We start from the raw sequence: 24453 nt of genomic DNA on the forward strand, positions 1-24453 counted from the left end.
ACGCCTTCGAGGATTTGAATGCTGTGCCTGCTGTCCGATTGCTCGTGATGCTCGCTTCGGCGGGCGCCGTCATCATGGCGGTGCAGGACCCGACCCGCACCATCGCCGCCGAGCAACTGGTGTTCTCCTGGCCGTTGCTGCTCGCCTGCCTGGCCGGGCTCTATTCGGAGCGGGCCGGCGTCTTCGACACCGGGATCGAGGGCGAGATGCTGGCCGGCGCCTTTGCGGCGCCTCGGCGGCCGCGGTTAAAGGCTCGGCCCGGCTCGGCCTGGGCGCCGCCGTAGCCACCGCCGTGGATTTTTCGCGCTGGTGCACGGTTTCGCCTGGATCACCCATCGCGGCGGCCAGATCGTCTTCGGCGTCGCCATCCGTTTCATCGCTGCCGCGCTCCACCATCATTCTCGGCCAAGCCTGGTTCCGGCAGGGCGCGCGCCGGCGCTCTCTGAAGACCCGCGATTCGATCGGTGTGCCCAGGGCCGAAGGGGTGCCCGGCGTGCCGGTGCTCGGGCCGGTCTATCCCGAGCTGATCTACGGGCCGTTCGCTGCTGGTCTATGTCGCGTCCCTGATGATGCCATCTACCTGGTTGGTGCTGTTTAGCACCCGCTTCGGCCTAAGGCTTCGCGCCGTCGGCGAAAATCCGGCCGCCGTCGGTACCACCGGCATTTTGGTGACCTGCCTGCGCTACCGCGCGGCATCTTCACCGGCGTTCTGGCGGGCAAGGCCGGCGCGTACCTGTCACTCGCCCAGAATGCCGGCTTCGTGAAGGACATGACCGCCGGCCAGGGTTTCATCGCGCTGGCAGCGCTCATCGTTGCCAAATGGAAAGGGTGCCAGCAATGTTGGCCTGTCTGGCGAAGATAGCCATGGCCCGGAGGTGAAAGCCGGCGAGGCGCTGGCGCTGGTCCACGGGAGGCCAACACGGACCAGGCGGCCGCGGCGATCCAGTCGGCCTATGCGCTCGGCGAAACGAACCTGCAACCGCTAACGCAATGGTGCGGAGGATCGCCCCGCGCCGTGCATGCGATTGCATCTCTCGTCCCGCTGCGCTGCTGAGACCTCTTCTGTCAGGCGGTCTAGGTTTCGCGCTTCGGGCCGAGCAGGAACACTGTCAGGGCGGCGAGGAACGTGGCAACAGCACTGTAGGCAATGGCACTGGTAATCCCGGCATTGTCCACCAATAGTCCGCCGAAAATCGCGCCGGCTGCGATTGCCACTTGGAACGCTACGACCATCAGCACACCGGCGCTTTCGGCCTGCTCGGGAACGGCGCGCCGCACCATCCACGTCTGCAAGCCCACCGGCACCGCGCCGAAGGCAAAGCCCCACGCGGCAACCGCAATCGCCGAGGCCGAGGCCGATGCTCCCGCGGTCAGCAGCGAAACAGCGGCTATCGCTATGAGCAGCGGGGCAAGGGCCGCGACTGCCTTGAGACTGTACTCGGCCAGAAGCCCGCCGGCCAAATTGCCGAAGAATCCGCCGATGCCAAAAGCAAGCAACACAAGCGAGATCGTGTCGACATCCAGCGCGGGAATCTTCTCGAGGAAGGCGCGGATATAGGTGATTCCGGCGAAGTGGCCGGAAGCGACCAGCAGGACGACCAAAAGCGCGACCTTGACCATCGGAATCTTGGCCACATCCAGCAGGCTGCGGAAGCTAGCCACTCCGACCGGAGGCAGCCTCGGAATGGTTATGAGTTGCACCAGCAGTGTAGCGGCGCCGAAGACTGCGGCGAGCATGAAAGCGCTTCGCCACCCCCAAATATCGCCGACATAAGCGCCGATTGGAGCTGCGCAAACGGTAGCGGCGGAAACGCCGGTGAGGATGATCGACATGGCGCGCGGCAGGAGGTGGCTTGGAACGAGCCGCATCGCCAGTGATGCCGACATCGACCAAAAGCCTCCGAGCGCTATGCCGAGCACGACCCGTGCAGTCAGGAGAACCGCGAGCGACCACGCGCCGGCCGCCAGAACGTCCGACAGGATCAGCAGCAGCGTCATCGCCCACATGACTATCCTGCGGTCCAGGCGCTTTGTGGTGATGGCCACCGTCGGCGCCGAGATCGCCCCGACGATAGCGGTCGCCGTCATCGCCTGTCCAGCCGCACCCTCGGTGATACCGAGATCATGCGCAAGCGGCGTGAGCAGGCTGACAGGCAGAAACTCTGCCGTCACCAGCCCGAAGGTGCCCAAGGAAAGCGAAATAACCGCACCCCATGCGGGACCAGACGGTTGGTCGGGCTTTTCTGGGTCGTGCAGAACAGCGTCCATGTCGCCTGCCGCGGATCGGGTCATGAACGAAGTCTCCACTTTGGAGGCACTGCAACATGGGGTTGGCTGCCTTGACCCACATTAAAGACACAAGCGCATTTCCCGGCGGCGTTGCACGGAGGAGGGGATGTTCATTGCTTCGCGATATTTTGTGACGGTGCGGCGCGCAACATCGATGCCGGTTTCCTTCAGCCGGACAGCGATGTCATCGTCGGAAAGCACGTCGCCGGGAGATTCTGCGGCAATCATCGCTTTGATCCGATGGCGGACAGCTTCGGCGGAGTGCGCATCGCCGCCTTGGCAGGACGCGATCGCGACGGTGAAAAAATACTTCAGTTCAAAGACTCCGCGCGGGGTAAGCATGTACTTGTTCGAGGTCACCCGGCTTACGGTCGACTCGTGCACGCCGATCGCGTCAGCGACGGTCCTGAGATTGAGAGGCCGCAGATGGGCGACGCCATGTTCAAAAAAGGCATCCTGCTGGCGCACGATTTCAGCCGCAACCTTAACAATCGTCTTGGCGCGTTGATCGAGGCTGCGGATCAGCCAGTTTGCGTTTTGCAAGCATTCGTTGAGAAATGCTTGATCTTTCGAATTTCGGACAGTTTGACGCGACACTTCGGCATAGTAGGTTTGGTTGATCAGCAGCTTGGGCAGTGTGGCCGGATCAAGTTCGATCTGCCACCCGCCTTCGGGCGAGGGCGTGACCCAGACGTCGGGTATGATTGATTCAGACGCACCGGATTGGAATCGGTTTCCAGGCTTGGGATCGAGCGCCCGAATCTCATGCATCATGTCGAGAAGGTCGTCTTCATCGACGCCGCAATGCTGCTTCAGTCCCTGAAAATCGCGTCGCGCAAGCATTTCAAGATTGGCAACCAAAGCTGCCATTGCCGGGTCGAACCGGTCTCGCTGGCGCAACTGGATTTCGAGGCATTCTCCGAGAGTTCGCGCAAAAATTCCCGGTGGATCAAAGTGCTGCAAGGTTCCGAGAACCCGTTCCACATCAGCCTCCCGGACATTCAGGCTCTCGGCCAGTTCCAAAAGGTTTGCCCGAAGATAGCCAGTGTCTTCCAGATCGGCGGCAAGCTGGCCAGCGATCAGCCGCTCCTGTGGTGTGAACGCAGTGAGGGCGATCTGACGAGCGACATGGTCGTGCAATGTCTCGGCGAGGCTGGCAAACTCGTCGAGGGAAGGGCCATTACCCGGCGGGTTGTTGGTCGTGTTGCGAAGTGATTTCCATTGCCCGAGCCGTTCAGGCGACCCGGCCCCGGTCGGTCCGTCAACGGCGTTTGCGCGTGGGCCGACAGGCTGATCCGCTCCCGAAATCGAAATATCGCCAAAAGGCCCGCCATCGTTTGACGCAGATTCCAAGAGCGGGTTCTTCTCGATTTCCCGCTCCACGAACTGATGCAGTTCAGTTTGCGCCAGTTGCAGCAAGCGAATCGACTCAATGAGTTGAGGCGATGCGACCATCGATTGCTTCTGGCGCTGAAGCAGGCTTGCTGAGGATTGCATGGTGAGCGCGATAATCCTGTCGAGGAGCCTCTTGGGGCGGGCAATGGCACCAGTGAGACGTTTTCTAGGTCATGCGGCGGCTTTCAGCGTTTCGAGAACGTTTTGCGGTGATGAGACGCCATAGGGGTCGGCCTCGCAGTTGTCGGAGAAACCTTCCTCCTCAAACCACTGCTCCACCACGCCATTGTTGATCAGGGCGGCGTAGCGCCAGGAGCGCATCCCGAAGCCGAGATTGTCCTTGGCGACCAGCATGCCCATCTTGCGTGTGAACTCGCCTGAGCCATCGGGGATGAGCTCGACCTTATGCAGGCCCAAGGACTTCCCCCACGCATTCATGACGAAGGCATCGTTGACGGAGACGCAGTAAATCGCGTCAATTCCCTCCTTCTCAAACTCATCATAGAGCTCTTCGAAATTGGGCAGTTGGTAGGTCGAGCAGGTCGGAGTGAAGGCGCCAGGCAGCGAGAACAGGATGACGCGTTTGCCGGCAAAGTAGTCGTCAGATGTCTTTTCTTCCCAGCGATATGGATTTGGGCCCTGGACTGACTCATCGCGAACACGCGTGAGGAAGGTGACGAAGGGAACCTTCTTTTGAACGGTCATCAACTTGCTCCTCAGAAAAAAACTGGCGCGCCGGATTCTGGCAGAGGCTGGCGCAATACCGAGCAAAGGCTCGTATGCCGGGCATGAAATGAGGCACTCGCGGCTGGCACCCTCCTTTTCCATCCCGATGTAGGGGAACGTCTTCGCTGCTGGTCTTCGTCACCCGAACGCCATCGATCTGAGCAAGTGGAGGCTGTCGAGCCGCTGGGGCAATCTTTCCACGGCTATGGCGCCGGAAGCGGCATCCATCGCTCGCGCTCGTGCCCGGGACAAAGTGATAGCGGGCCCGAAGTAGCCAATATCGAACGCGTGTGGAGACCTCAAATGTGACTTCACGCAAGAGACCCGCGTTACTGAGCTGGTTCGGCGTATTGTCGAAGTTTGCCAGTGACCCGCCGACCTTGGCTTCGGTGGCTCTTTGATGGGGCTCTTGGGCACTCACATGCTGATCAGAACCGGTAAACGGCATTTGCGCGAGCGGCCCGTGTTGGCGTGCCGGCATCGGACCAGCCATGCGCAAAGCGGCCACCGAGAACGGCCTTCCGGAGGAGACGATGTCCCGATGTTCAGCGGGAACGGGCATCGTCTCCTCAGGCCACTGTCTAGAGCTTCGCGCGTCGGGCATGGTGCAAGTCGCTTTCATCGTGATTTGATGGTGCTCTAACCAGGAGCAGCAAGCGGCGTGCCATTTCAAATAGAGGTGCTGTTGGACCGCCCCCTTCTTCTCGGAGGCCGTGTCTTAGAAGATCGGGCGCGCGCTATACCGCCTCGTCACACAGGCAACAACGATGCTGTATGGTGCGGATATTCGGCGCTTCAGCCCCGGCTGGCAAAGAAGAACCGGAAGCGGAGCCGATGCACTACCTGAGGCTGGCGGGCAATCCAGTCATTGCGTAGCGTGTGCCGCTAGCGTTCATGGGTGCGCAGGCCCGGCTATCGCGAACACGCGCCTGTCGCAGCAACATGAGCGCGCGCTCTTGGGCAAGCGCCCTGACTCCTTGAGGATCGAATTCCCAATAGTGTCTGTTTGCCGCCCTCTTATGTTCGAAACTGGACCAGAATGTCGCAAGCCCGACCGAAAGGTCGCCGAGGCGTACTATCCGACACTGTTCTGTCGCCTTTGTTGGCCCGCGACACCGGCCTATTTCGCCGAGCTCTTGTCTGGCCTCAGGCTAACCCGATGAAAAGCAATCACAATTTTTTCTTCTGCTGGTTCGGCCAAATTGGCACGAGTTTTGAAGCTCCTTCGTTGCGGGCCGGGAGCTGCCGACCGACCTTCCTTTCGTGGATGGCACCGCGATCGATGGAACGAAGAAAGAAAAGCAAAATGTCAAATCCGCATCAGATAGCATTCTATGGGAAGGGGGCCTCGGCGAAACCGCCCCCTACCAAACAGGCTCGCCGCCCTTGTCGACCCTTGCTCAGGAAATCTTGATGGCCGGCTGCGACTCAAAGGCCCGCCACACTCGCCTTATCCTGAACTCGAAGGCGCAGGATAACGTTCTGCATCTCGCCGCGCGGTATGCCTAGGCAGTTACACGTTGGCCGACCTTGATAATCGAATCGGGCTACGCTGCGGAGGACGTCGTCTACATGCCTTCCTAAGCCATTCGCTGCCCGCAGCGCCTGCCGGTCACCTCCCGCCCTTCCATCGCTTAGAGATCAAGTGCCACCATGTCCGAACAACCCTTGCCGACGCTGCCGATGTGGCGCGTCGATCACATCGAGCCCTCGCCCGAGATGTTGGCGCAACGCGCCAACGGTCCGATCCACCGCGTGCGCTTCCCGTCCGGGCACGAAGGCTGGTGGGTGACAGGCTACGATGAAGCCAAGGCGGTGCTGTCCGACGCGGCGTTCCGGCCCTCGGGAATGCCGCCGGCGACATTCACCCCGGATTCGGTGATTCTCGGATCGCCGGGGTGGTTGGTCTCGCACGAGGGGGGCGAGCATGCCCGGTTACGCACGATCGTGGCGCCGGCCTTCAGCAACCGCAGGGTGCAGCTGCTCGCGCAGCAAGTCGAGGTGATCGCCGCGCAGTTGTTCGAGACACTGGCGGCCCAGCCCCAGCCCGCCGATCTGCGGCGCCACCTCTCCTTTCCGCTTCCGGCCATGGTCATTGGCGCGCTGATGGGCGTGCTCTACGAGGATCACGCCTTTTTCGCCGGGCTGTCCGACGAGGTGATGACGCACCAGCATGAAAGCGGCCCGCGAAGCGCGTCGCGCTTGGCCTGGGAAGAACTCCGCGCCTACATTCGCGGCAAGATGCGGGACAAGCGCCAGGATCCGGGCGACAACGTGCTGACGGATCTGCTCGCGGCGGTTGACCAGGGCAAGGCGACCGAGGAAGAGGCGATCGGCCTGGCGGCGGGCATGCTGGTGGCGGGGCACGAGAGCACCGTCGCGCAGATCGAATTCGGCCTGCTGGCCATGTTCCGCCATCCGCAACAGCGCGAACGCCTGGTCGGCGATCCATCCCTGGTGGACAAGGCGGTGGAGGAAATCCTGCGCATGTACCCGCCGGGCGCCGGCTGGGACGGCATCATGCGCTATCCGAGGACCGACGTGACCATCGCGGGCGTGCATGTTCCCGCGGAGAGCAAGGTGCTGGTCGGCCTGCCGGCGACGTCGTTCGATCCGCGCCATTTCGACGACCCGGAAATCTTCGACATCGGACGCGACGAAAACCCGCACCTGGCGTTCTCCTACGGGCCGCACAACTGCATCGGCTTGGCGCTGGCCAGGCTGGAACTCAAGGCGGTGTTCGGTTCGATCTTCCAGCGCTTTCCCGCGCTGCGCCTGGCCGTGGCGCCCGAAGAACTGAAGTTGCGCAACGAGATCATCACTGGCGGGTTCGAGGAGTTCCCGGTGCTCTGGTGATGCGCGGACGCCACCAGGAACGCGATGTTCTCGAATTGCCGGCGCGCCTGCCGCGCGCCGATCAGATCAGCCAGCCAACAGGTGACCAAGATGGACGTGCAAGAAACCACGGCAGCATGCCGGGATGCCTTCGCCGAACTGGGGTCGCCAGCGTGCATTCAGGACCCGTACCCATTCATGCGGTGGTTGCGCGAGCACGATCCGGTACATCGCGCGGCGTCGGGCCTCTTTCTGTTGAGCCGCCACGCCGACATCTACTGGGCGCTCAAGGCCACGGGCGATGCTTTTCGGGGGCCGGCACCAGGCGAACTGGCGCGCTATTTCCCGCGTGCGGCGACCAGCCTGTCGCTAAGTTTGCTGGCGTCCACTTTAGCGATGAAGGAACCTCCAACGCATACGCGTCTGCGCCGGCTGATCTCGCGCGATTTCACCATCGGCCAGATCGACAACCTGAGGCCGACCATCGCTCGCATTGTCGCAGCGCGCCTGGACGGCATGGCGCCCGCACTGGAGCGCGGGGAGGCAGTGGACCTGCATCAGGAATTCGCGCTGGCCTTGCCCATGCTGGTTTTCGGCGAACTGTTCGGCATGCCCCCGGACGACATTCTCGGGCTCGTCACCGGCATCAGCGCCATTCTGGAAGGCCTGAGCCCGCACGCCAGCGATCCCCAACTCGCTGCGGGGGACGCGGCCAGCGCCAGAGTGCAGGCCTACTTCGGCGACCTCATACAGCGCAAGCGCACCGATTCCTGCCACGACATCGTGTCAATGCTGGTCGGCGCACACGACGACGATGCCGAGATGCTGTCGGATGCGGAATTGATCAGCATGCTCTGGGGCATGCTGCTGGGCGGCTTCGCCACCACTGCCGCGGCCATCGGCCATGCAGTCCTGGCGATGCTGGCGTATCCCGAACAGCGGCACTGGCTGAAGGGAGATGCCGTGGGGGTGAAGGCATTCGTCGAAGAAGCCCTGCGCTACGACGCGCCCGCCATGTTCAGCTCCATTCCGCGTATCGCCCAGCGCGACATCGAACTGGGCGGCGTGGTGATCCCGAAGAACGCGGACGTGCGCGTGCTGATCGCGGCCGGCAATCGCGACCCGGACGCCTTCGCCGATCCCGACCGCTTCGATCCCGTGCGGTTCTACGGCACCAGTCCTGGCATGTCGATCGACGGGAAGATCATGCTGACCTTCGGCCACGGCATCCACTTCTGCCTGGGTGCGCAACTGGCCCGAGTGCAGTTGGCCGAGAGCCTGCCGCGGATCCAGGCGCGCTTCCCCACGCTGGCATTGGCCGAGCAGCCGACCCGGGAGCCCTCCGCGTTCCTTAGGACGTTCCGCGCGCTGCCGGTGCGGCTGCATGGGCAGGAGGGCTGAGATGCGCGTCCTGGTCGATCAGGATCTGTGCGGAACTACCGGGCAGTGCGTGCTGACGCTGCCGGGCATCTTTCGCCAGCGCGAACCGGACGGCGTGGCCGAAGTGTGCGTGGCGACGGTCCCGCAGGCGCTGCACGCCGCCGTGCGGCTTGCGGCCAACCAGTGCCCGGTCGCCGCCATTCGGGTGATCGAAAGCGACGCTGGCCATGACGAGCGCGCCAGCGCCGACCCTGCGCCTTCTCCGGCGCAGGCCCAGCGGCATGCTGCGAAAGACCAATGCAATTCAGGAGACACGATGGGACGGTTTGAAGGCAAGGTGGCCGTGGTGACCGGCGCCGGCGCCGGCATCGGCAAGGCATGCGCTCTCGCCATCGCGCGCGGGGGCGGCAGAGTGGTGGTGGCCGACATTGATGGCTCGGCGGCCATCGCCTGCACCGCGCAGATCGCGGCCGAAGCAGGCCACGCGCTGCCCATAGCCATGGATATCGCCGATGAGCAGGCGGTGGCAGCGCTGTTCGAGACGGCGGAGCGGCACTTCGGGGGGGTCGACCTGCTGGTGAACAATGCGAGCGCCATGCATCTGACCCCGCGCGACCGCGCGATCCTCGACCTGGACCTGGCAGTCTGGGACCAGACCATGGCGACCAATCTGCGCGGCACGCTGCTCTGTTGCCGGCAGGCCATCCCACGGATGATCGCCCGCGGCGGTGGCGCGATCGTCAACATGTCGTCGTGCCAGGGGCTCAGCGGTGACACGGCGCAGACGTCCTACGCCGCGTCGAAGGCGGCGATGAACATGCTCTCGGCTTCGCTCGCCACCCAATACGGTCATGCGCAGATCCGCTGCAACGCCGTTGCGCCGGGTCTCGTCATGACCGAGCGTCTCCTCGCCAAGCTGGACGAGTGCATGCAACGGCATCTGCGCCGGCACCAGCTCCTGCAGCGCGTCGGCCGCCCCGAGGACGTGGCCGCGCTCGTGGCGTTCCTGCTCTCCGACGATGCTGCGTTTATCACAGGCCAGGTCGTGTGCATCGATGGCGGCATGCTGGCGCATGTGCCGACATACGCCGACGGTGGCAACAGCTGCGCCGCGCGCCCTGCCGGCGACACCGAATCGGCGGCGGCGGCGCGCTGCTGATGGACATGCTGCTCAACCCACTCAACCGTCGGCACCGGCTGCGATGCGACATCCCGGTCATGCCTGGCGCTTTCCCCCTGGTCGGGCATCTTCCCGCCATTGTCTGCGACCTGCCGCGCCTGCTGCAGCGCGCAGAAAGGACGCTGGGTAGCCACTTCTGGCTGGATTTCGGCCCTGCCGGACACCTGATGACCTGCGTGCATCCGGATGCGTTCGCACTGCTCCGGCACAAGGACGTGTCCTCGGCGCTGATCGAAGAGATCGCGCCCGAATTGCTTGGCGGAACGTTGGTTGCCCAGGACGGCCGCGCGCACCGGCAAGCGCGCGATGCGATCAAGGCGGCGTTCCTGCCCAAGGGGCTGACCCAGGCCGGCATCGGCGACCTGTTCGCGCCCGTCATCCGGGCGCGGGTGCAGGCATGGCGCGAGCGCGGCGACGTAACCATCCTGCGCGAAACCGGCGACCTGATGCTCAAGCTCATCTTCAGCCTCATGGGAATCCCCGCGCAGGACCTGCCGGGATGGCATCGCAAATACCGGCAACTGCTGCAGTTGATCGTCGCGCCCCCGGTCGACCTGCCCGGACTGCCCTTGCGGCGAGGCCGCGCCGCCCGCGACTGGATCGACGCGCAGTTGCGCCAGTTCGTCCGTGACGCGCGCGCGCATGCCGCGCGCACCGGGTTGATCAACGACATGGTGAGCGCCTTCGACCGCAGCGACGATGCTCTTTCCGATGACGTCCTGGTCGCCAATATCCGCTTGCTGCTGCTTGCCGGTCACGACACCACTGCCTCGACGATGGCCTGGATGGTGATCGAGCTGGCGCGGCAGCCTGTGCTGTGGGACGCCCTGGTCGAGGAGGCGCAACGCGTGGGCGCGGTGCCGACCCGGCACGCGGACCTGGCGGAGTGTCCGGTAGCCGAGGCGCTGTTCCGCGAGACGCTGCGCCTGCATCCGGCGACCACGCTCCTGCCGCGTCGCGCCCTGCAGGAATTGCAACTCGGCCAACGGCGCATTCCCGCGGGCACCCATCTGTGCATCCCTCTGCTGCATTTCTCGACCTCGGCGCTGCTGCACGAGGCGCCTCATCAGTTCCGCCTGGCGCGGTGGCTGCAACGCACGGAGCCGATCCGGCCGGTGGACATGCTGCAGTTCGGTACCGGCCCACACGTCTGCATCGGCTACCACCTGGTATGGCTGGAAATGGTGCAGTTCTGCATCGCCTTGGCGCTGATCATGCACAAGGCCGGGGTGCGGCCGCGGTTGCTGAGCGGCGTCGAAAAAGCCCGGCGCTATTACCCGACCGCACATCCGTCCCTGGCAATCCGCATAGGCTTCTCATGAGCTGGCATCGCATGCCCCGTGTGGCGAGGCAGCGGCGCCGGCGAGGCGCGGCATTGCTGCACTCAGCGTACGCGCTCGGTGCGACGCCGGCAACACCGCTGCGGCTTGGCGCTCGCCGTGGCCATCTCGTGTCAGGTACAAGGACATGAAAAACTTGCAGACGGGTTCCACGCTACACGACGACCGAACTGGCGTTTCCGCCCTCGGCGGATTGGGTGCGCAGGCGCCCGGCGCCTCCGGCAGGCTGCTGCCGGAGATCTGGATGCAGGACGGCGCAAAGCGGGTCGAACAGGCGCTGGCGCGTCTTCTCTGCGCCAAACTCGACGGTGAGACAGAGCTGATGGCGGCGATGCGCTACGCCACCTTGCATGGCGGGAAGCGCACCCGCGCCCTGCTCTGTCTGGCTGCCGGCGCACTGGCCGACACGCCGGCGCACATGCTCGACGACGTCGGCGCCGCCATCGAGATGATGCACGCCTGTACCCTGGTCCACGACGACCTGCCCGCGATGGACGACGACGTGCTTCGCCGCGGCCTTCCGACCGTGCACGTCAAGTTCGGCGAAGCCACTGCGATCCTGGTCGGCGATGCGCTGCAGGCGCACGCCTTCCTGACCCTGGCGAGCCTGGATGCGCCGGGCGACAACCGTATCGCGCTCGTGCGCGAACTGGCGCAGGCCGTGTCCGCCGAGGGTGCCGCAGGCGGGCAGGCCATGGATCTGTCGCTGGTCGGAAAGCACGCCGAGCTGGACAGGATCGTGGCGATGCACCGGATGAAGAGCGGAGCGCTAGTGCGCGCGTCCGTTCGCATGGGCGCGCTATGCGCCATCGCGGAGGATGCCGCGCACGCTGCGCTGTATTGTGCGCTCGATCGCTACACCGCCTGTTTCGGCCTGGCGTTGCAGGTGATCGACGACATTCTCGACGCGACAGCGGATACCGCGACGCTGGGCAAGACCCCCGGCAAGGACGCGGCGGCGCAGAAGCCGACCTGCGCGTCGATCATGGGGCTGCAGGCAGCGCGCCAGTTCGCGCTGGATTTGTTGCGCGACGCCGGGGAGGCCATCGCCCCCCTGGGGCCGCGTGCGGAACGGTTGGCGCAGATGCTGCAGCGGGCCAACGTGTATCTGTCCGCGCCATACGTATGAGCGCCCGTCCGCATGGACTCGCCCCTGTGCCGGTGCGATCGGCCGGCGCCAGCGGTGCATGCTGCACTGTGTCCAAGTCCGCGGCGATGTGCGCGGCGTCTGCCGATCCTGGTTCTCGTCAACCGTCTGCAGAAGGAACATCCCGCGTGAACGCGCTGTCCGAACAGATCCTTTCCGAATTGCGCCACCTGCTGAGCGAGATGAGGGACGGCGGCAGCGTCGGTCCGTCCGTCTACGACACGGCGCGAGCTCTGCAGTTCCACGGCAACGTCACCGGTCGGCAGGACGCATACGCGTGGCTCATCGCGCAGCAACAGGCCGATGGCGGATGGGGAAGTGCGGACTTCCCGCTGTTCCGCCATGCGCCCACGTGGGCGGCGTTGCTGGCATTGCAGCGTGCCGATCCTCTTCCCGGCGCTGCCGACGCAGTCCAGGCTGCAACCCGGTTCCTCGAGCGCCAGCCCGATCCCTACGCGCATGCGGTGCCGGAAGACGCGCCGATCGGCGCGGAGCTGATCCTGCCGCAGTTGTGCGGCGAGGCCGCATCCTTGCTGGGCGGGGTGGCGTTTCCGCGCCACCCGGCGCTGTTGCCGTTGCGGCAAGCGTGCCTGGTCAAGCTGGGGGCGGTGGCGACGTTGCCGAGCGGCCATCCGTTGCTGCACTCCTGGGAAGCCTGGGGAACGTCGCCGACCACCGCATGCCCGGATGACGACGGCAGCATCGGCATCAGTCCGGCGGCCACCGCCGCGTGGCGTGCGCACGCCGTGACACAGGGGAGCACGCCGCAGGTCGGGCGCGCCGACGCGTATCTGCAGGCGGCATCGCGGGCGACGCGCAGCGGCATCGAAGGTGTCTTTCCCAACGTCTGGCCGATCAATGTATTCGAGCCATGCTGGTCGCTGTACACCCTGCATCTGGCCGGTCTGTTCGCGCATCCCGCGCTCGCCGAGGCGGTGCAAGTGATCGTCGCGCAGCTCGACGCCCGCCTGGGCGTGCGCGGTCTGGGCCCGGCCTTGCACTTCGCGGCCGATGCGGACGATACCGCCGTTGCGATGTGCGTCCTGCGCCTTGCAGGCCGCGACCCGGCGGTCCATGCGTTGCGCCATTTCGAAATCGGCGAGCTGTTCGTCACCTTCCCCGGCGAGCGGAATGCCTCGGTGTCGACCAACATCCACGCCCTGCATGCGTTGCGAATGTTGGGAAAGCCCGCCGCCGGCACCAGCGCCTACGTCGAGGCCAATCGCAACGCGCACGGTCTATGGGACAACGAAAAATGGCACGTTTCGTGGCTGTATCCCACCGCGCATGCGGTCGCTGCGCTGGCGCAAGGCAAGCCCCAATGGCGCGACGAGCGCGCGCTGGCGGCGCTCATGCAGGCGCAGCGCGACGACGGCGGCTGGGGCGCCGGTCGCGCGTCCACATTGGAGGAAACCGCCTATGCGCTGTTCGCGTTGCACGTGTTGGACGGGAGCGAAGAGCCGACAGGGCGCCGGTGCATCGCGCAGGCGGTGGCGCGTGCGCTGGAGTGGATGCTCGCCCGCCACGCGGCGCATGCATTGCCGCAGACGCCGCTGTGGATCGGCAAGGAACTGTATTGCCCCACCCGGGTGGTGCGCGTGGCCGAACTCGCCGGCTTGTGGCTGGGGCTTCGTTGGGGGCGGCGCGTCTCGCCCGAGGGAGCAGGAGCGGGGCCATGATCCAGAACGAACGTGCGCTCCAGCAGGTGCTGGAGTGGGGGTGTTCCCTGACCGGGTTCGCCGACGAGCATGCCGTGGAAGCGGTCAGGGGCGGCCAGTACATCCTGCAGCGCATCCACCAGAGCCTGCGCGACACCAGCGCCCGCACCGGCCGCGATCCGCAGGACGAAAGGCTGATCGTGGCGTTCTATCGCGAACTGGCGCTGCTGTTCTGGCTCGACGATTGCAACGACCTTGGCCTGATCGCGCCGGAGCAGCTCGCCGCGGTGGAGCAGGCGCTGGGGCAGGGCGGGCCGTGCGCGCTCCCCGGATTCGAAGGCTGCGCTGTGCTGCGCGCTTCGCTGGCCGCGCTCGCCTACGATCGTCGCGACTATGCTCAGCTTCTCGACGATACCCGGTGCTACTGCGCGGCGCTGCGCGCGGGACACGCGCAGGCGGCAGGGGCGGAACGCTGGTCCTACGCCGAGTACCTGCACAACGGCATCGATTCGATCGCCTACACGAACGTGTTCTGTTGCCTGTCGTTGCTGTGGGGGCTGGACATGGCGACCTTGCGCGCGCGTCCGGCGTTTCGCCAGGTCCTGCGGCTCATCTCCGCGATAGGGCGCCTGCAGAACGATCTGCATGGACGCGACAAGGACAGGTCGGCCGGCGAGGCCGACAACGCGGCAATCCTGCTGCTGCAGCGCTATCCGACTATGCCTGTGGGGGAGTTTCTCAACGACGAGCTGGCCGGCCATACGCGCATGCTGCACCGGGTGATGGCGGAAGAACGGTTTCCCGCGCCGTGGGGACCGTTGATCGAGGCCATGGCGGCCATCCGCGCGCAGTACTACCAGACCTCAACCAGCCGCTACCGCAGCGACGCTGCGGGGGGAGGCCAGCGTGCGCCGGCCTGAACGCGCGGGAGGCGGCGGCGTGCGCGCGCTGCCGTCGGTCGATCCGACGCAACGCCGTCGCCCGATGCGACGGATGGAGCGAGCATGAGCGACACCAACCTGAGCCGGCGCAAGGACGACCACCTGGACATCGTGCTGGATCGGCGAACGGCGCCGGCCAAGGCCGCCGCCGGCTGGGAGTACATCCGTTTCGAACACTGCGCATTGCCCGAGTTGGACTTGACGCAGATCGACCTGCGCGCCTCGCTGCTGGGCAAGACCATGCGCGCGCCGCTGCTGATCAGCTCCATGACCGGCGGCATGCCACGCGCCGAGGCCATCAACCGGCATCTGAGCGAGGCAGCGCAAGCCTTGGGGATCGCCATGTGCGTCGGTTCGCAGCGCGTGAGCCTGCAATCCCGCAACTCCCAGGGGCTGACGCGCACGCTGCGCCGCCTGGCCCCAGACATTCCCTTGCTGGCCAATATCGGCGCCGCGCAACTGCGCGAGGCCGACGGCCTGGACCTGGCGCGCCGGGCGGTGGATGCGCTGGAGGCCGATGGACTCATCGTCCATCTCAATCCGCTGCAGGAAGCGGTACAGCCGGAGGGAGACCGCGACTGGCGCGGCGTCCTGGCGCAGATCGCTCGCGCCGCGCGCAGCGTGGGCGTGCCGATCGTGGCCAAGGAAGTGGGGTCGGGCCTGTCCGCATCGGTGGCCTGTGCGCTCGTCGAGGCGGGCGCGGCGGTGATCGATGTCGCCGGCGCCGGCGGCACCAGTTGGGCCGCGGTGGAGGGCGAGCGCGCCCGCGATGCCGCCGACCGTGCAGTGGCGATGGCCTTCGCCGATTGGGGGATTCCGACCCCGGCCAGCGTGCAGGCGGTACGTCGGGCGCTGCCAACGGTGAAGCTGATCGCGTCGGGCGGGATCCGCGACGGCGTCGACGTGGCCAAGGCCATCCGCCTGGGCGCGGACATCGCCGGGCAGGCGGCCGGCGTGCTGCGCGCGGCTAGGGTATCCACCGAGGCGGTTGTCGCGCATTTCGAGATCGTCATCCGCCAGTTGGCCGTCGCCTGCTTCTGCACCGGCTCGGCTGATCTGGCGGCGTTGCGTCAGGCGCGCTTGTTGCCCTCGGCGCATCTGCCCGCCGGTTGATGCCGGCGTCGCCCGCACGTGGCGGCGGGCACCTAGTCTTACTGAGTCAGAAAGTCGCGGATGCGGGGGATTTGCGCTGGTCGCGGATTTGTTCGGGTGCTGCTTCATGATCAGGGAGGCGCCCCGCCATGCCCGACTGGACAGCCGAGAATGAAGCCGCGTTCGACGCCTATGTCGATGCTTTGACGGGGTGATCGGTCACGCCGACCGAGCTGAGCCCCTGAAGGGTCGGAACAAGGTGCGCCGGGAGACCGGCAAGGAGTAGATGGTGCAAATCCATTGCAATGAAGGAGTAGCGATCCACATTGACTCCGAGTCATGCGCGGTCGGTCGTGAGGAGACCGGTAACTTCTCTGGGGTCAAACACGGGTTGTTAGGCTCGAGCAGTCCATCAGCATCGTTTTGAGACAAAGCGATGGCGGTGGAATGGACGGTTACGATCGAGGGCCGGAACGAATTCGTGACATGCCGGAAGGAGGTCCGCATAGACAAGAGCTGGGAGAGCCTGTTCCACGGCGATATCGGCCTGTCGATCGGCGATAGCAAGAAGATCATGGCAGCACTGCAGAACGCAGTCGTGAATCATGAGGCGGCTTAGGGGCACCAAATCGAACCGCCGAGAAAGTCCCATTATCGTTTTGATTACCGTGACTTAGGCTGGTGCCTCGCAGAGACCAAATTCCGATGTTGTGGACCTTATGCGATCCCAATGTGGACCGCGCGTCGATCATACAGGCCGAAACGCCTTAGGCAATCGATATTACCGCCCACGGGCAGCGGATCATTTCTGGTTGATGAACCGCAAGGCACCAGTCAAAACTCTTGCCCCCGCCGGTTGCACTGGTCATAACTTCGCTCGCGGAGCGATAGGGGGAAGTCATGGAAAAAATCCAAGTAAACGTCAGCCAACTTCTGTTGGACCTTGAAAATCCCCGAATTGTGAGCGCCGACACGCAGCCTGATGCATTGCGCTCCATGATCGAGTTCGATCCGCGCCACTTCAAAACCACGATGGAGAGTATCAAGGACCACGGCCTCGATCCGGGAGATGCGTTCTACGTTATCGCAAGTGAGATCGATCCGGACGAATTTATTGTCGTGGACGGAAACCGGAGGCTCGCGGCCCTTACCTGTCCGCGACGCCGCTAAGCTAGGCGGACTATAATGTCGTAGGCGCGATTTGCAGCCGGTTGAAGAGGAGCCCGGGTATCGCAGAAATCGCGACACTCGGAACAACCGCGATCACGAGCACGCCAGATAGGTCGGTATAATGTTCCCACAGATCAGGGGTTCGGGGCGAAGGAATAAGGGCCAGAGCGCCCCACAATGTAATGTTCAACAAGGCACAACCGACGAACAGGAGCAACCAGAAGTGTTTAGTGCGAGGTTGTGAGGGCCCGCCTGACAATTTCTGACACATAACTGACAGTGAAAGGAATATCCGGCGGCCGGGCTTCAGGCAACAATGCGGTCACCCTGCTAAAGGGAAATCGCAAGAAGATGAAAATGCTGAAGTCTACCTCGACGTCGTTCTTCCTGTTACTGGCTGCCACGAGCACCGGCCACGGCACGGACGCCTACACAGCTACCAACCCCCACGACAATAGCTACGTCGAAAGGCCGGTTGCTCCCGCCGTCACTCCGCCGAGCCACCTTTTCGCGGTTCCGCTCCCGGATGGCAACGCCGTCGGCAGCGGCTCCTACACCACGCAGGGCGGTGTCACCTTTCAGGGCTATGGCGGCACCGCTGGTGGCGGTAGCGGTGGCGGCTCGGTGACCTTCCCGATGCCGGGCGGCTAAGCTGCCTGGACGGAAAGGAGCGCCTCTAAGTTCATTCCGGAGGCGCTCCTCAGAATTCACGTCAAGGAGATCAAGATATGCAAAAGCTTTTAAACGCAATCTATGTAGCAATCCTGCTCACCATGGCTTCACCAGCTGAGTCGGCCGAACCCGGTAATCTTTTGCCGGAACCGACCGACTATTCTAAGCTCAAACCGCCGCCTGAGCCGCCGACTGGCCCGACTATCGGGCCGCGCGAAGATCCGATCATCCCGCCGGGATGCGGGATGAACTGCCCCGGACCGTTCGACAACTATCCGGGACAGGATCTGCCGTCCCGCCTTCCAATGCCGCTTCCTGCGCCCTGGATCCGCTGAACGAACCTCGTGATGCAAGAATGCAACGGCGCTTCTGTGCGCAGTAACCCAAATGCGTGGTGGGTCGACGGTTTGCATTGCGTGCCCCTGAGGTTTTCGACACCTGCACGGGAGCTTCGACAACAGGAGGACTCGGTGCTGTCCGCTTCGTCGGCGCGCAGGCGCAGTCGCACGCGCCGTCAGCTTCTTGTAAATGGCAAGCCGAATTATACGATCCGCAAAGCGCGCTGACCTCATCAGAGTATGCCCTGATGCGCCTACCATCACCAAGCGCGTGACTTCGTTTCGACTTAAACTCCATAACGCTGAGCGCTTGTCGAAAGAGATGATAGCTGTCCGGCCAACGGACCGGTTTCTTATTGTGTTAGGTGGAACCTTGGATATTCTGACCACATGACAATAGAGAATGAAGCCGCCAGTGAAGCCGTGGCACGGCTTGGCCTACTGAAGCCCGAGGCGGCGAAAACAATCTCCAGACTACTGCTAGCCGAGATGGGGGACCATCCTCGCGCGATCTGCACAGCCTATCGGAAGAACGGCGTTCAAATCTCCCGTGAAGAAAAGAAGGCGCTCGGCATCCGCGTCAACGCATTCCTTAGCTACGCTGCTTTCAACGAGTTGTCGGAAGCCGGAAAGGGCGCCCCACTCAGCGCCCATGAGACGACGCTTCTAAGAGCGACATTCAGCGTTCTGCGATATAGGGCTGTCGAGAAGGAAACAGACTTTCGTAAGCAACTTGGTGCGTGCTTTCTGGGATTCGAGTACGACGTTCTGGCGGCGAACTGTCCGACCTGTATTGGCTTGAACGGGACGATCGCAAGAAGCGCTAAAGAGGCCATATTTCCGAATCCCAGTTGCACTTGCGTGACCGCGAACTACGGCCTTCGCCCAAAAGTTGATTGGCTCGCTGATGTCAGTTAGGTGATGTGTCAAAGCCCGGCCCGGTTCACCCGACGGCAGACCTACAGTGAGACTAGAAAGCTTTGCACTGGAGATCCTGTAAGCGTGCTGGCCAAGCCGCCAACGCCTCGTTGGTAAAAATAGCCGACGAAGCGGCGGTATCGATCTCTATCTACAAAGTCGCACCGAGGGGCGAGGATGCGGACAGGCACGCGTTAACGGCGTTGGCTGCCGTGAAATACCAAGCTGCGAGGACACGAGCAGGCAGATGGCTGCAGATAACAGAATGTTCTGCATTCGACATACCGAGGAACAAAGAAGAATCAGTACAGGCTGGAAAAACCAGTGGCATTGTCTGTTCGAAATGTGGTCCCTGTTCAAAAAAACGATTCTCTGTGCGCTCAATGGAGTCATGAATCCTTAATGCGACGCTCTGACAGTAAGCCTCCAATGTTGAAAGCGCGGGCCAGGAATGGGGCGCACGTATTCCAAGCGCTTCAGCGCATAGCGGACGTCACGTCTCGCAATGTAGTGCGAGGCATCATTTCCCGTAACGACGATGCGCAAGCCTCATTGCCAAATGTCAACCTCCTACGAAAAAACGTTCCCACGGAAGCCTTAGCCAGCGCTACCGATGTGTTGATGGGAAAACAGGGAGCTTATCCATTCACGAACGTAGGACATACTTATCGATCACAATTACGCCTACATAATCTAGAAGCAATTAGCTCGCAGCGCGAAATAGCATTCATGTCTGGTCGATTAAACAGCTGGCACGACGAGACCCTTGAAGTACTCGGAGCCATGAAGACTCTCGCTCCACTAACGCGTTCAGACGATGTCGATGCCCTAAATGCACTCGCTTTGTTCGCTGAACGTTGGGGCTCCTCAAATTTCGTGACGAAAAAAGTCGCATACATCGTTGCGACATCAGCAAACGAACCAGAGTTGCAGGAAGCTTTCGCGGAATTTTCTAAAGTACTCGATCACCACAAATACCCGTCGCCTCATTATATATCCATGGAGGCTTTGGATATGAATTTCCCATATTTCGACACGTTGACTTCCAGGATCAGAGTTGCGCTTCGGTTTTTGGACGATGATTTCAGAAAGATTCTTCCGCTCTTCAATGTCTGTCCTACGCCGATCAGCGAAGCTGACATAGGGGCATTCCTCCGAAAATGTCACTCGATGTCTTTCGTGGATGAAGTTTTGGGGATGCTAGTTGTTCGCCGACTAGGCAGTGAGTGGCCAACGATCGGTTCATATGTGGAAAAATGGATGAATCCGAAAATAAGCCGCACGATGGAGGAGGTTGGCGGTACACCATTTGAAACAGAGGAACTCGTGTCAGACGTGGCCCCGCGGTCCGCTGATCTGGCATACTACAGACGCTCCATGGCGTTTCTTGAATTCGACGAGCCAGCAACTTTCAGAAACTACGCGGACAGGATCATCGGTCCGAGGCTCCTACCAATAGCTGGCGCTGCCCCAATCTCGGAACCTGATCCGCCTTCCAAACGCGACTTGACTAAACGCCTTTTCGGATTCCGGAAGCACGAGGATTATCGAAAACCGCAGAACAAGGGTTCGTTTCTAAGAACTTTAGATTTTTTACGGTTCATATCGTCGTCATCTTACGAGCCTCTGAATCATTACGAGATAAGATATATATTTGATAATACTACTTCGTTAGACATATTATTGAACGAACCTGAGATCGAAAAGCTATACTCTTCAGCAGATGAGAAATCACGCCACGTGATAGCGGTCTTGTCGTTGGCACTACACAAAGCGAAAGCGCATGACGAAGATGTAGATTTTAAGTTTCGTTTCGAGATGGCCCAAACCGTCCTCTCAAGCTTCTCAGGTTCAATAGAGGCGTTTATCGACTGGTTGTTGGAAGATACTCCAGAAATAGCCAATTTCTTGCTGCACACGCTGGATAGAACGACGCTCCAAAAAATTTATTGGATAGTAAAGTCGCCCGATCAGGCTGATACAACTCGTCAGTACCTACTTCGGGCTGTAGGAAAACGGAAGCAGAAGCTGGAGTACTTTGTAGAGGCTGATGCAATAGAGGCCCAGCGCGGTGTGGCAAAATTGAGAAAATACTTTGATGATAGTCGGATATACGTCGATGGTATTGCGATGAAGCGGTGGCTTGTAGATAATCCGAGCGCATATGCACAGCAATACGAGCGTATTATTGGACACAGCGTGGATCTTAATAAAACCAGATCGGAAAAGGCAAAGATATCTTTCGAGGACGTCGTTATAGATATAACCGTCGCGGCGGCGTACGACTATATCTTATTTGAGTTCGCTAGAATTGCGTTTGCAGAGTTTTGTCTTAATAACACCTTCGGCATAGAGTCATATTTAGGGAGGCGAATTAGGCATAATACGTTGAGTGGCATGATGAGAGACGGTGTAGAAACTCTCAAAGATGCGGTGCATTTCCATCTTTTAATGACTGATGATCATTTCATGCTCGCTTATGATCTTTGGGTAAATGACTATCGGGCATTGATAGATAAACTAAGGCGCGAGAACTTGCAGTTCAAGGCGCAGCAACGCCCGCATGGGTGGTTCTCCGCAGAAGTTACGTTAGAAGATCCGACGACGCATGCAAATCTCATAAGCCTACGACAGCTTGCGGTCGCGGGGGGAAGCATTGATGTTTTCTATGATTTGATGGTGCGATTTTGTTGGCAACAGATCGAGCCGCAGCTAAAGACCGTCGCGAAGAACATCACAGAAGACGTTTTGAATTCGGCACTCGCCGATATTGATAATCGGTTCCACGGGTTCAGCAGTGCGCTGCATAGGCAATTCAGGGCCGAAATTACAGATGCCATCCATGATAGGTTTGCGCGGCTAGGTAGCTGGTTCAGAGAACCTGAGAGCGGCTTTGTCAGTGCTACACCGAGGCAATTAGGTGACTTAGTCCAAATGGAAGCTGTGGGGGTAGGGGGCCATCCTGCGTTGGCATGGTCGGGCGACGCGGAAGATTTAGAACTCGATGGCTTGTCGGTCCATCGCGTTTACGACTGCTTGTCGGTGCTCATCCGGAACGGAGTTCACTACGGAGACGAAGATCGGTCAATATCGATCGCGGTGGAACGAAAAGGAATGCCAGTTCCGCATCTTGAAAGACTGCGCTTCTGCGTAGCGTCCGTAATCTCAGACGGCGATAAGCGATCAGAGCACGTTGATCGTATCAGGGCCAGCCTTGATGCCGAGGATCTTGCTCAGGCTATGGTGCGCGAAGGCTACACAGGAATTAAAAAACTGCGGTTCATCACCAAGCATAGTGAGGGGACATGCAGCGTCCAATTGAGGAGTCACGAAGAGGTAATTGAGATCGAGTTTACCCTGACGGTCGAGCTTGCCGGAGCGAGTGCGTCCTGATGCGAAAGCTATACAATCTTCTTTTGGTCGAAGATGAAGAGCACAAAACTAACGATTTGCTTCGGAGACTAGAGGTTGCAGGATTTGGCAAACCGACAGTCGCAACAGGGGTTAGAGACGCGGTCTTGGCAGTGATGCAAAGGCCGTTCGACCTCATCGTTTTAGATATGGCGCTTCCCACATTTGCAAAAGGTGAGGTGGCGAGTGCCGGAGGTGTAGCTCAATCAATGGGGGGTATCGAAATTCTACGCGCATTAAAATCTAGTGGCGCGAAAGCGAATTTGATTATCGTAACTCAGTACCCGGAAATTCTCATTAATGGGGAGAAGATAAGGCTATCAGCTTTGCCTCGGCTTTTGACGGCGCGCTACGGGCAAAATGTATTGGGATCAATATTGTATTCATTCAAAACACCGGAATGGGAAAAAAGCTTTGATGCGGCGCTTTGGAGATTGACGTGAGAATAATCGTATTTGAGGATGACAACGATAAATACGCTTCTATAGCAAAGGTGTTGATCGCAAAGGGAGTGAAGGAAAACGCAATAAAGCGGATAGATAATATAGCGAAGTTCGTCTCTATAGCTAGAGAGGATTTCGATCTTTGTGTTATAGATTTGCTTATGCCTACCATTCCGAAGGGCGGCGCAACGAGCTCTGGAATGGAGATCCTCCATATGCTGGACTATGCTGGCAAAAAACGTGTCCCACTCTTAGCAATCACATCGTTTGTCGATGAAGCCGAGAAGTATCGGGATGCGTTCGCGGCTCGCGGATGCATAATTTACGATTTCAACCGGACAGAAACATGGACGGCCGCGTTGGATGTCTTTCTTGCTCAGGCCCGCGATCGCGGTCGATATGATTTTGTGATCTTCACTTCTATCTCTGAGGAGCGCACGGCCTACGTTAGATTGCCGGGTTTCAAGCACGAAAGCTTGCTTCGGTATGGCGTCGATCATTGGGACCTAACTTTGGGTTCCGCCGATGGAACAGTCATATTGTTGCAGCGCATGGGACTTGTGAACGCATCTGTGGAGATTGCGCGTGTCTTGGAGCTGTATGCGCCTCGAATTGTCGCGATGAGCGGCATTTGCGGCGGTGTGGCTGGTAATTCTGTCCTCGGACAACTGCTCGTGGCCGAGCGCTGCTGGGAGTATCAGTCCGGCAAGTGGTACGATGATGCATTCAAGGCGGAGCCTTACCATTCAGTCATGCCGGGACGGACCGGGACAGTTTTAGCAAAAATGATCGAAGGCCCTGACGTTGTTACTCAGTTTGAGGCTGGCTTTCCCGGAACAGTACGCCCCCGAACTATCACGCAGCCTCGTATTGCACCATTTGCTTCGGGTTCGGCAGTGATCGCTAGCGAAAAGCGGCTCCGCAGTGTTTCCGATCAACACAGGAAAGTCGCTGCGATCGATATGGAAACGTTCGGGCTGTACCGAGCGGTCGAAATGTCGGGTAGAGATGTCCATTCGTTTTGTGCGAAAACCGTTGTTGATATGGCTAACGTAGCAAAAGACAATGAATTGCATTTTTACGGAAGTTACCTGTCGGCAAAATTCACACTGGCGGCTGTTGAGAATTTGGTCACGGAAAAAAGGCATTAGTCATTTAATTAGACACTGCCTTTTATGGCAGCCTGTTGCGCGAACAATTGGCAGCATACCCCAAATGGCCCCAGAACAGGTTTTTCGTCAAATTGCCGAGCCATCTAGTCCGGTCTGGTGCATGCCACCAGCCGAAAAATCGAAATTAGGTTACAACCGAATAGCGAGGCAATTTCGCAATCTCCGCCGCCATGGTCTTTAGCGTGACCTCGCCGTAGGTATCGGCAACCGTACTAGCTGCCTGAACCTCCAGAATACGGGGAGGGTGACCTTGCCCCTCTGATCTAATCCGGTTTGAAGTTCGTTCTGGCCCATCGAGAGGACCAGGACATGAAACGTAGCCGCTTCTCTGAAGAGCAGATCATCG

At 61.0% G+C, this 24453-nt stretch carries 19 protein-coding genes and 3 pseudogenes; 19 read left to right on the forward strand and 3 right to left on the reverse strand.

What is annotated here, in order from left to right; translation table 11 throughout:
* Positions 1 to 74: 74 nt before the first annotated feature.
* Positions 75 to 852: pseudogene (locus NKH16_RS19120) on the forward strand (ABC transporter permease); the annotation flags it as partial.
* A 222-nt stretch (positions 853 to 1074) separates the two neighbouring features.
* On the opposite strand, the gene NKH16_RS19125 reads toward NKH16_RS19120, so the two are convergent.
* From NKH16_RS19125 to NKH16_RS19135, 3 genes are all read right to left on the reverse strand, one after another.
* Complete coding sequence (locus tag NKH16_RS19125; RefSeq protein WP_352901059.1) at positions 1075 to 2292, reverse strand: MFS transporter; 1218 nt, start codon at positions 2290 to 2292, stop codon at positions 1075 to 1077.
* A gap of 57 nt (positions 2293 to 2349) precedes the next feature.
* Complete coding sequence (gene rpoN / locus NKH16_RS19130; protein ID WP_352857036.1) at positions 2350 to 3786, reverse strand: RNA polymerase factor sigma-54; 1437 nt, start codon at positions 3784 to 3786, stop codon at positions 2350 to 2352.
* A gap of 69 nt (positions 3787 to 3855) precedes the next feature.
* A complete protein-coding gene (locus NKH16_RS19135) occupies positions 3856 to 4389 on the reverse strand; it encodes a peroxiredoxin (RefSeq protein ID WP_023678214.1) in 534 nt (177 codons plus the stop codon).
* Between the two features lie 1327 nt (positions 4390 to 5716).
* Between NKH16_RS19135 and nifH the strand changes: the two are divergent.
* The 18 genes and pseudogenes from nifH to NKH16_RS19225 all read left to right on the forward strand — a co-directional run.
* Positions 5717 to 5910 (forward strand): annotated as a pseudogene (nifH, locus tag NKH16_RS19140) (nitrogenase reductase); the annotation flags it as partial.
* 153 nt (positions 5911 to 6063) lie between these two features.
* A complete protein-coding gene (locus NKH16_RS19145) occupies positions 6064 to 7266 on the forward strand; it encodes a cytochrome P450 (protein WP_352901064.1) in 1203 nt (400 codons plus the stop codon).
* A 90-nt stretch (positions 7267 to 7356) separates the two neighbouring features.
* Positions 7357 to 8646 carry a cytochrome P450 gene (locus tag NKH16_RS19150; RefSeq protein WP_352901066.1) on the forward strand — a complete coding sequence of 430 codons (1290 nt, stop codon included), beginning with the start codon at positions 7357 to 7359 and terminating at the stop codon, positions 8644 to 8646.
* A 1-nt stretch (position 8647) separates the two neighbouring features.
* Positions 8648 to 8773 (forward strand): annotated as a pseudogene (locus NKH16_RS19155) (ferredoxin); the annotation flags it as partial.
* 168 nt (positions 8774 to 8941) lie between these two features.
* Complete coding sequence (locus tag NKH16_RS19160; RefSeq protein ID WP_352578896.1) at positions 8942 to 9784, forward strand: SDR family oxidoreductase; 843 nt, start codon at positions 8942 to 8944, stop codon at positions 9782 to 9784.
* Positions 9784 to 11127, forward strand: coding sequence for a cytochrome P450 (locus NKH16_RS19165; protein WP_352901069.1), 1344 nt, complete (start codon positions 9784 to 9786; stop codon positions 11125 to 11127). Before NKH16_RS19160 ends, NKH16_RS19165 begins: the two co-directional genes overlap by 1 nt.
* A 145-nt stretch (positions 11128 to 11272) precedes the next feature.
* A complete protein-coding gene (locus NKH16_RS19170; RefSeq protein ID WP_352901072.1) occupies positions 11273 to 12274 on the forward strand; it encodes a polyprenyl synthetase family protein in 1002 nt (333 codons plus the stop codon).
* Positions 12275 to 12420: 146 nt separating this feature from the next.
* Complete coding sequence (locus NKH16_RS19175; protein ID WP_352901074.1) at positions 12421 to 13971, forward strand: hypothetical protein; 1551 nt, start codon at positions 12421 to 12423, stop codon at positions 13969 to 13971.
* Positions 13968 to 14870, forward strand: a complete 903-nt coding sequence (locus NKH16_RS19180) for a terpene synthase family protein (protein ID WP_352901077.1) — start codon at positions 13968 to 13970, stop codon at positions 14868 to 14870. The genes NKH16_RS19175 and NKH16_RS19180 overlap by 4 nt, the downstream gene beginning before the upstream one ends.
* Before the next feature lie 84 nt (positions 14871 to 14954).
* On the forward strand, positions 14955 to 16004 hold the full coding sequence (gene fni, locus NKH16_RS19185; RefSeq protein WP_352901079.1) for a type 2 isopentenyl-diphosphate Delta-isomerase: 1050 nt from the start codon (positions 14955 to 14957) through the stop codon (positions 16002 to 16004).
* A 415-nt stretch (positions 16005 to 16419) separates the two neighbouring features.
* On the forward strand, positions 16420 to 16602 hold the full coding sequence (locus NKH16_RS19190; RefSeq protein WP_352771752.1) for a hypothetical protein: 183 nt from the start codon (positions 16420 to 16422) through the stop codon (positions 16600 to 16602).
* Between the two features lie 281 nt (positions 16603 to 16883).
* Positions 16884 to 17153, forward strand: coding sequence for a ParB/RepB/Spo0J family partition protein (locus NKH16_RS19195; RefSeq protein WP_352901082.1), 270 nt, complete (start codon positions 16884 to 16886; stop codon positions 17151 to 17153).
* A 357-nt stretch (positions 17154 to 17510) separates the two neighbouring features.
* A complete protein-coding gene (locus NKH16_RS19200; protein ID WP_352901085.1) occupies positions 17511 to 17804 on the forward strand; it encodes a hypothetical protein in 294 nt (97 codons plus the stop codon).
* Between the two features lie 77 nt (positions 17805 to 17881).
* Entirely contained in the window at positions 17882 to 18160 is a 279-nt protein-coding gene (locus tag NKH16_RS19205) for a hypothetical protein (RefSeq protein WP_352901088.1), read from the forward strand.
* A gap of 393 nt (positions 18161 to 18553) precedes the next feature.
* Positions 18554 to 19081 carry a hypothetical protein gene (locus tag NKH16_RS19210; protein WP_352771760.1) on the forward strand — a complete coding sequence of 176 codons (528 nt, stop codon included), beginning with the start codon at positions 18554 to 18556 and terminating at the stop codon, positions 19079 to 19081.
* 429 nt (positions 19082 to 19510) lie between these two features.
* Positions 19511 to 22474, forward strand: coding sequence for a hypothetical protein (locus tag NKH16_RS19215; RefSeq protein WP_352901091.1), 2964 nt, complete (start codon positions 19511 to 19513; stop codon positions 22472 to 22474).
* Positions 22474 to 22935 (forward strand): hypothetical protein, encoded by a 462-nt coding sequence (locus tag NKH16_RS19220; protein ID WP_352771764.1) that lies wholly within the window; start codon positions 22474 to 22476, stop codon positions 22933 to 22935. Before NKH16_RS19215 ends, NKH16_RS19220 begins: the two co-directional genes overlap by 1 nt.
* Complete coding sequence (locus NKH16_RS19225; protein WP_352901094.1) at positions 22932 to 24086, forward strand: phosphorylase family protein; 1155 nt, start codon at positions 22932 to 22934, stop codon at positions 24084 to 24086. Before NKH16_RS19220 ends, NKH16_RS19225 begins: the two co-directional genes overlap by 4 nt.
* The last annotated feature ends 367 nt before the right edge of the window (positions 24087 to 24453 follow it).

Origin of the sequence: Mesorhizobium sp. M1307 (assembly GCF_040318155.1) — a bacterium.
Taxonomy (GTDB): domain Bacteria; phylum Pseudomonadota; class Alphaproteobacteria; order Rhizobiales; family Rhizobiaceae; genus Mesorhizobium.

Coding starts and splice junctions, on each gene's coding strand:
- NKH16_RS19125 (WP_352901059.1), bottom strand. CDS start 2,292: ATGACCCGATCCGCGGCAGGCGACATGGACGCTGTTCTGCACGACCCA.
- rpoN (WP_352857036.1), bottom strand. CDS start 3,786: ATGCAATCCTCAGCAAGCCTGCTTCAGCGCCAGAAGCAATCGATGGTC.
- NKH16_RS19135 (WP_023678214.1), bottom strand. CDS start 4,389: ATGACCGTTCAAAAGAAGGTTCCCTTCGTCACCTTCCTCACGCGTGTT.
- NKH16_RS19145 (WP_352901064.1), top strand. CDS start 6,064: ATGTCCGAACAACCCTTGCCGACGCTGCCGATGTGGCGCGTCGATCAC.
- NKH16_RS19150 (WP_352901066.1), top strand. CDS start 7,357: ATGGACGTGCAAGAAACCACGGCAGCATGCCGGGATGCCTTCGCCGAA.
- NKH16_RS19160 (WP_352578896.1), top strand. CDS start 8,942: ATGGGACGGTTTGAAGGCAAGGTGGCCGTGGTGACCGGCGCCGGCGCC.
- NKH16_RS19165 (WP_352901069.1), top strand. CDS start 9,784: ATGGACATGCTGCTCAACCCACTCAACCGTCGGCACCGGCTGCGATGC.
- NKH16_RS19170 (WP_352901072.1), top strand. CDS start 11,273: ATGAAAAACTTGCAGACGGGTTCCACGCTACACGACGACCGAACTGGC.
- NKH16_RS19180 (WP_352901077.1), top strand. CDS start 13,968: ATGATCCAGAACGAACGTGCGCTCCAGCAGGTGCTGGAGTGGGGGTGT.
- fni (WP_352901079.1), top strand. CDS start 14,955: ATGAGCGACACCAACCTGAGCCGGCGCAAGGACGACCACCTGGACATC.
- NKH16_RS19190 (WP_352771752.1), top strand. CDS start 16,420: ATGGCGGTGGAATGGACGGTTACGATCGAGGGCCGGAACGAATTCGTG.
- NKH16_RS19195 (WP_352901082.1), top strand. CDS start 16,884: ATGGAAAAAATCCAAGTAAACGTCAGCCAACTTCTGTTGGACCTTGAA.
- NKH16_RS19200 (WP_352901085.1), top strand. CDS start 17,511: ATGCTGAAGTCTACCTCGACGTCGTTCTTCCTGTTACTGGCTGCCACG.
- NKH16_RS19205 (WP_352901088.1), top strand. CDS start 17,882: ATGCAAAAGCTTTTAAACGCAATCTATGTAGCAATCCTGCTCACCATG.
- NKH16_RS19210 (WP_352771760.1), top strand. CDS start 18,554: ATGACAATAGAGAATGAAGCCGCCAGTGAAGCCGTGGCACGGCTTGGC.
- NKH16_RS19215 (WP_352901091.1), top strand. CDS start 19,511: ATGTTGAAAGCGCGGGCCAGGAATGGGGCGCACGTATTCCAAGCGCTT.
- NKH16_RS19220 (WP_352771764.1), top strand. CDS start 22,474: ATGCGAAAGCTATACAATCTTCTTTTGGTCGAAGATGAAGAGCACAAA.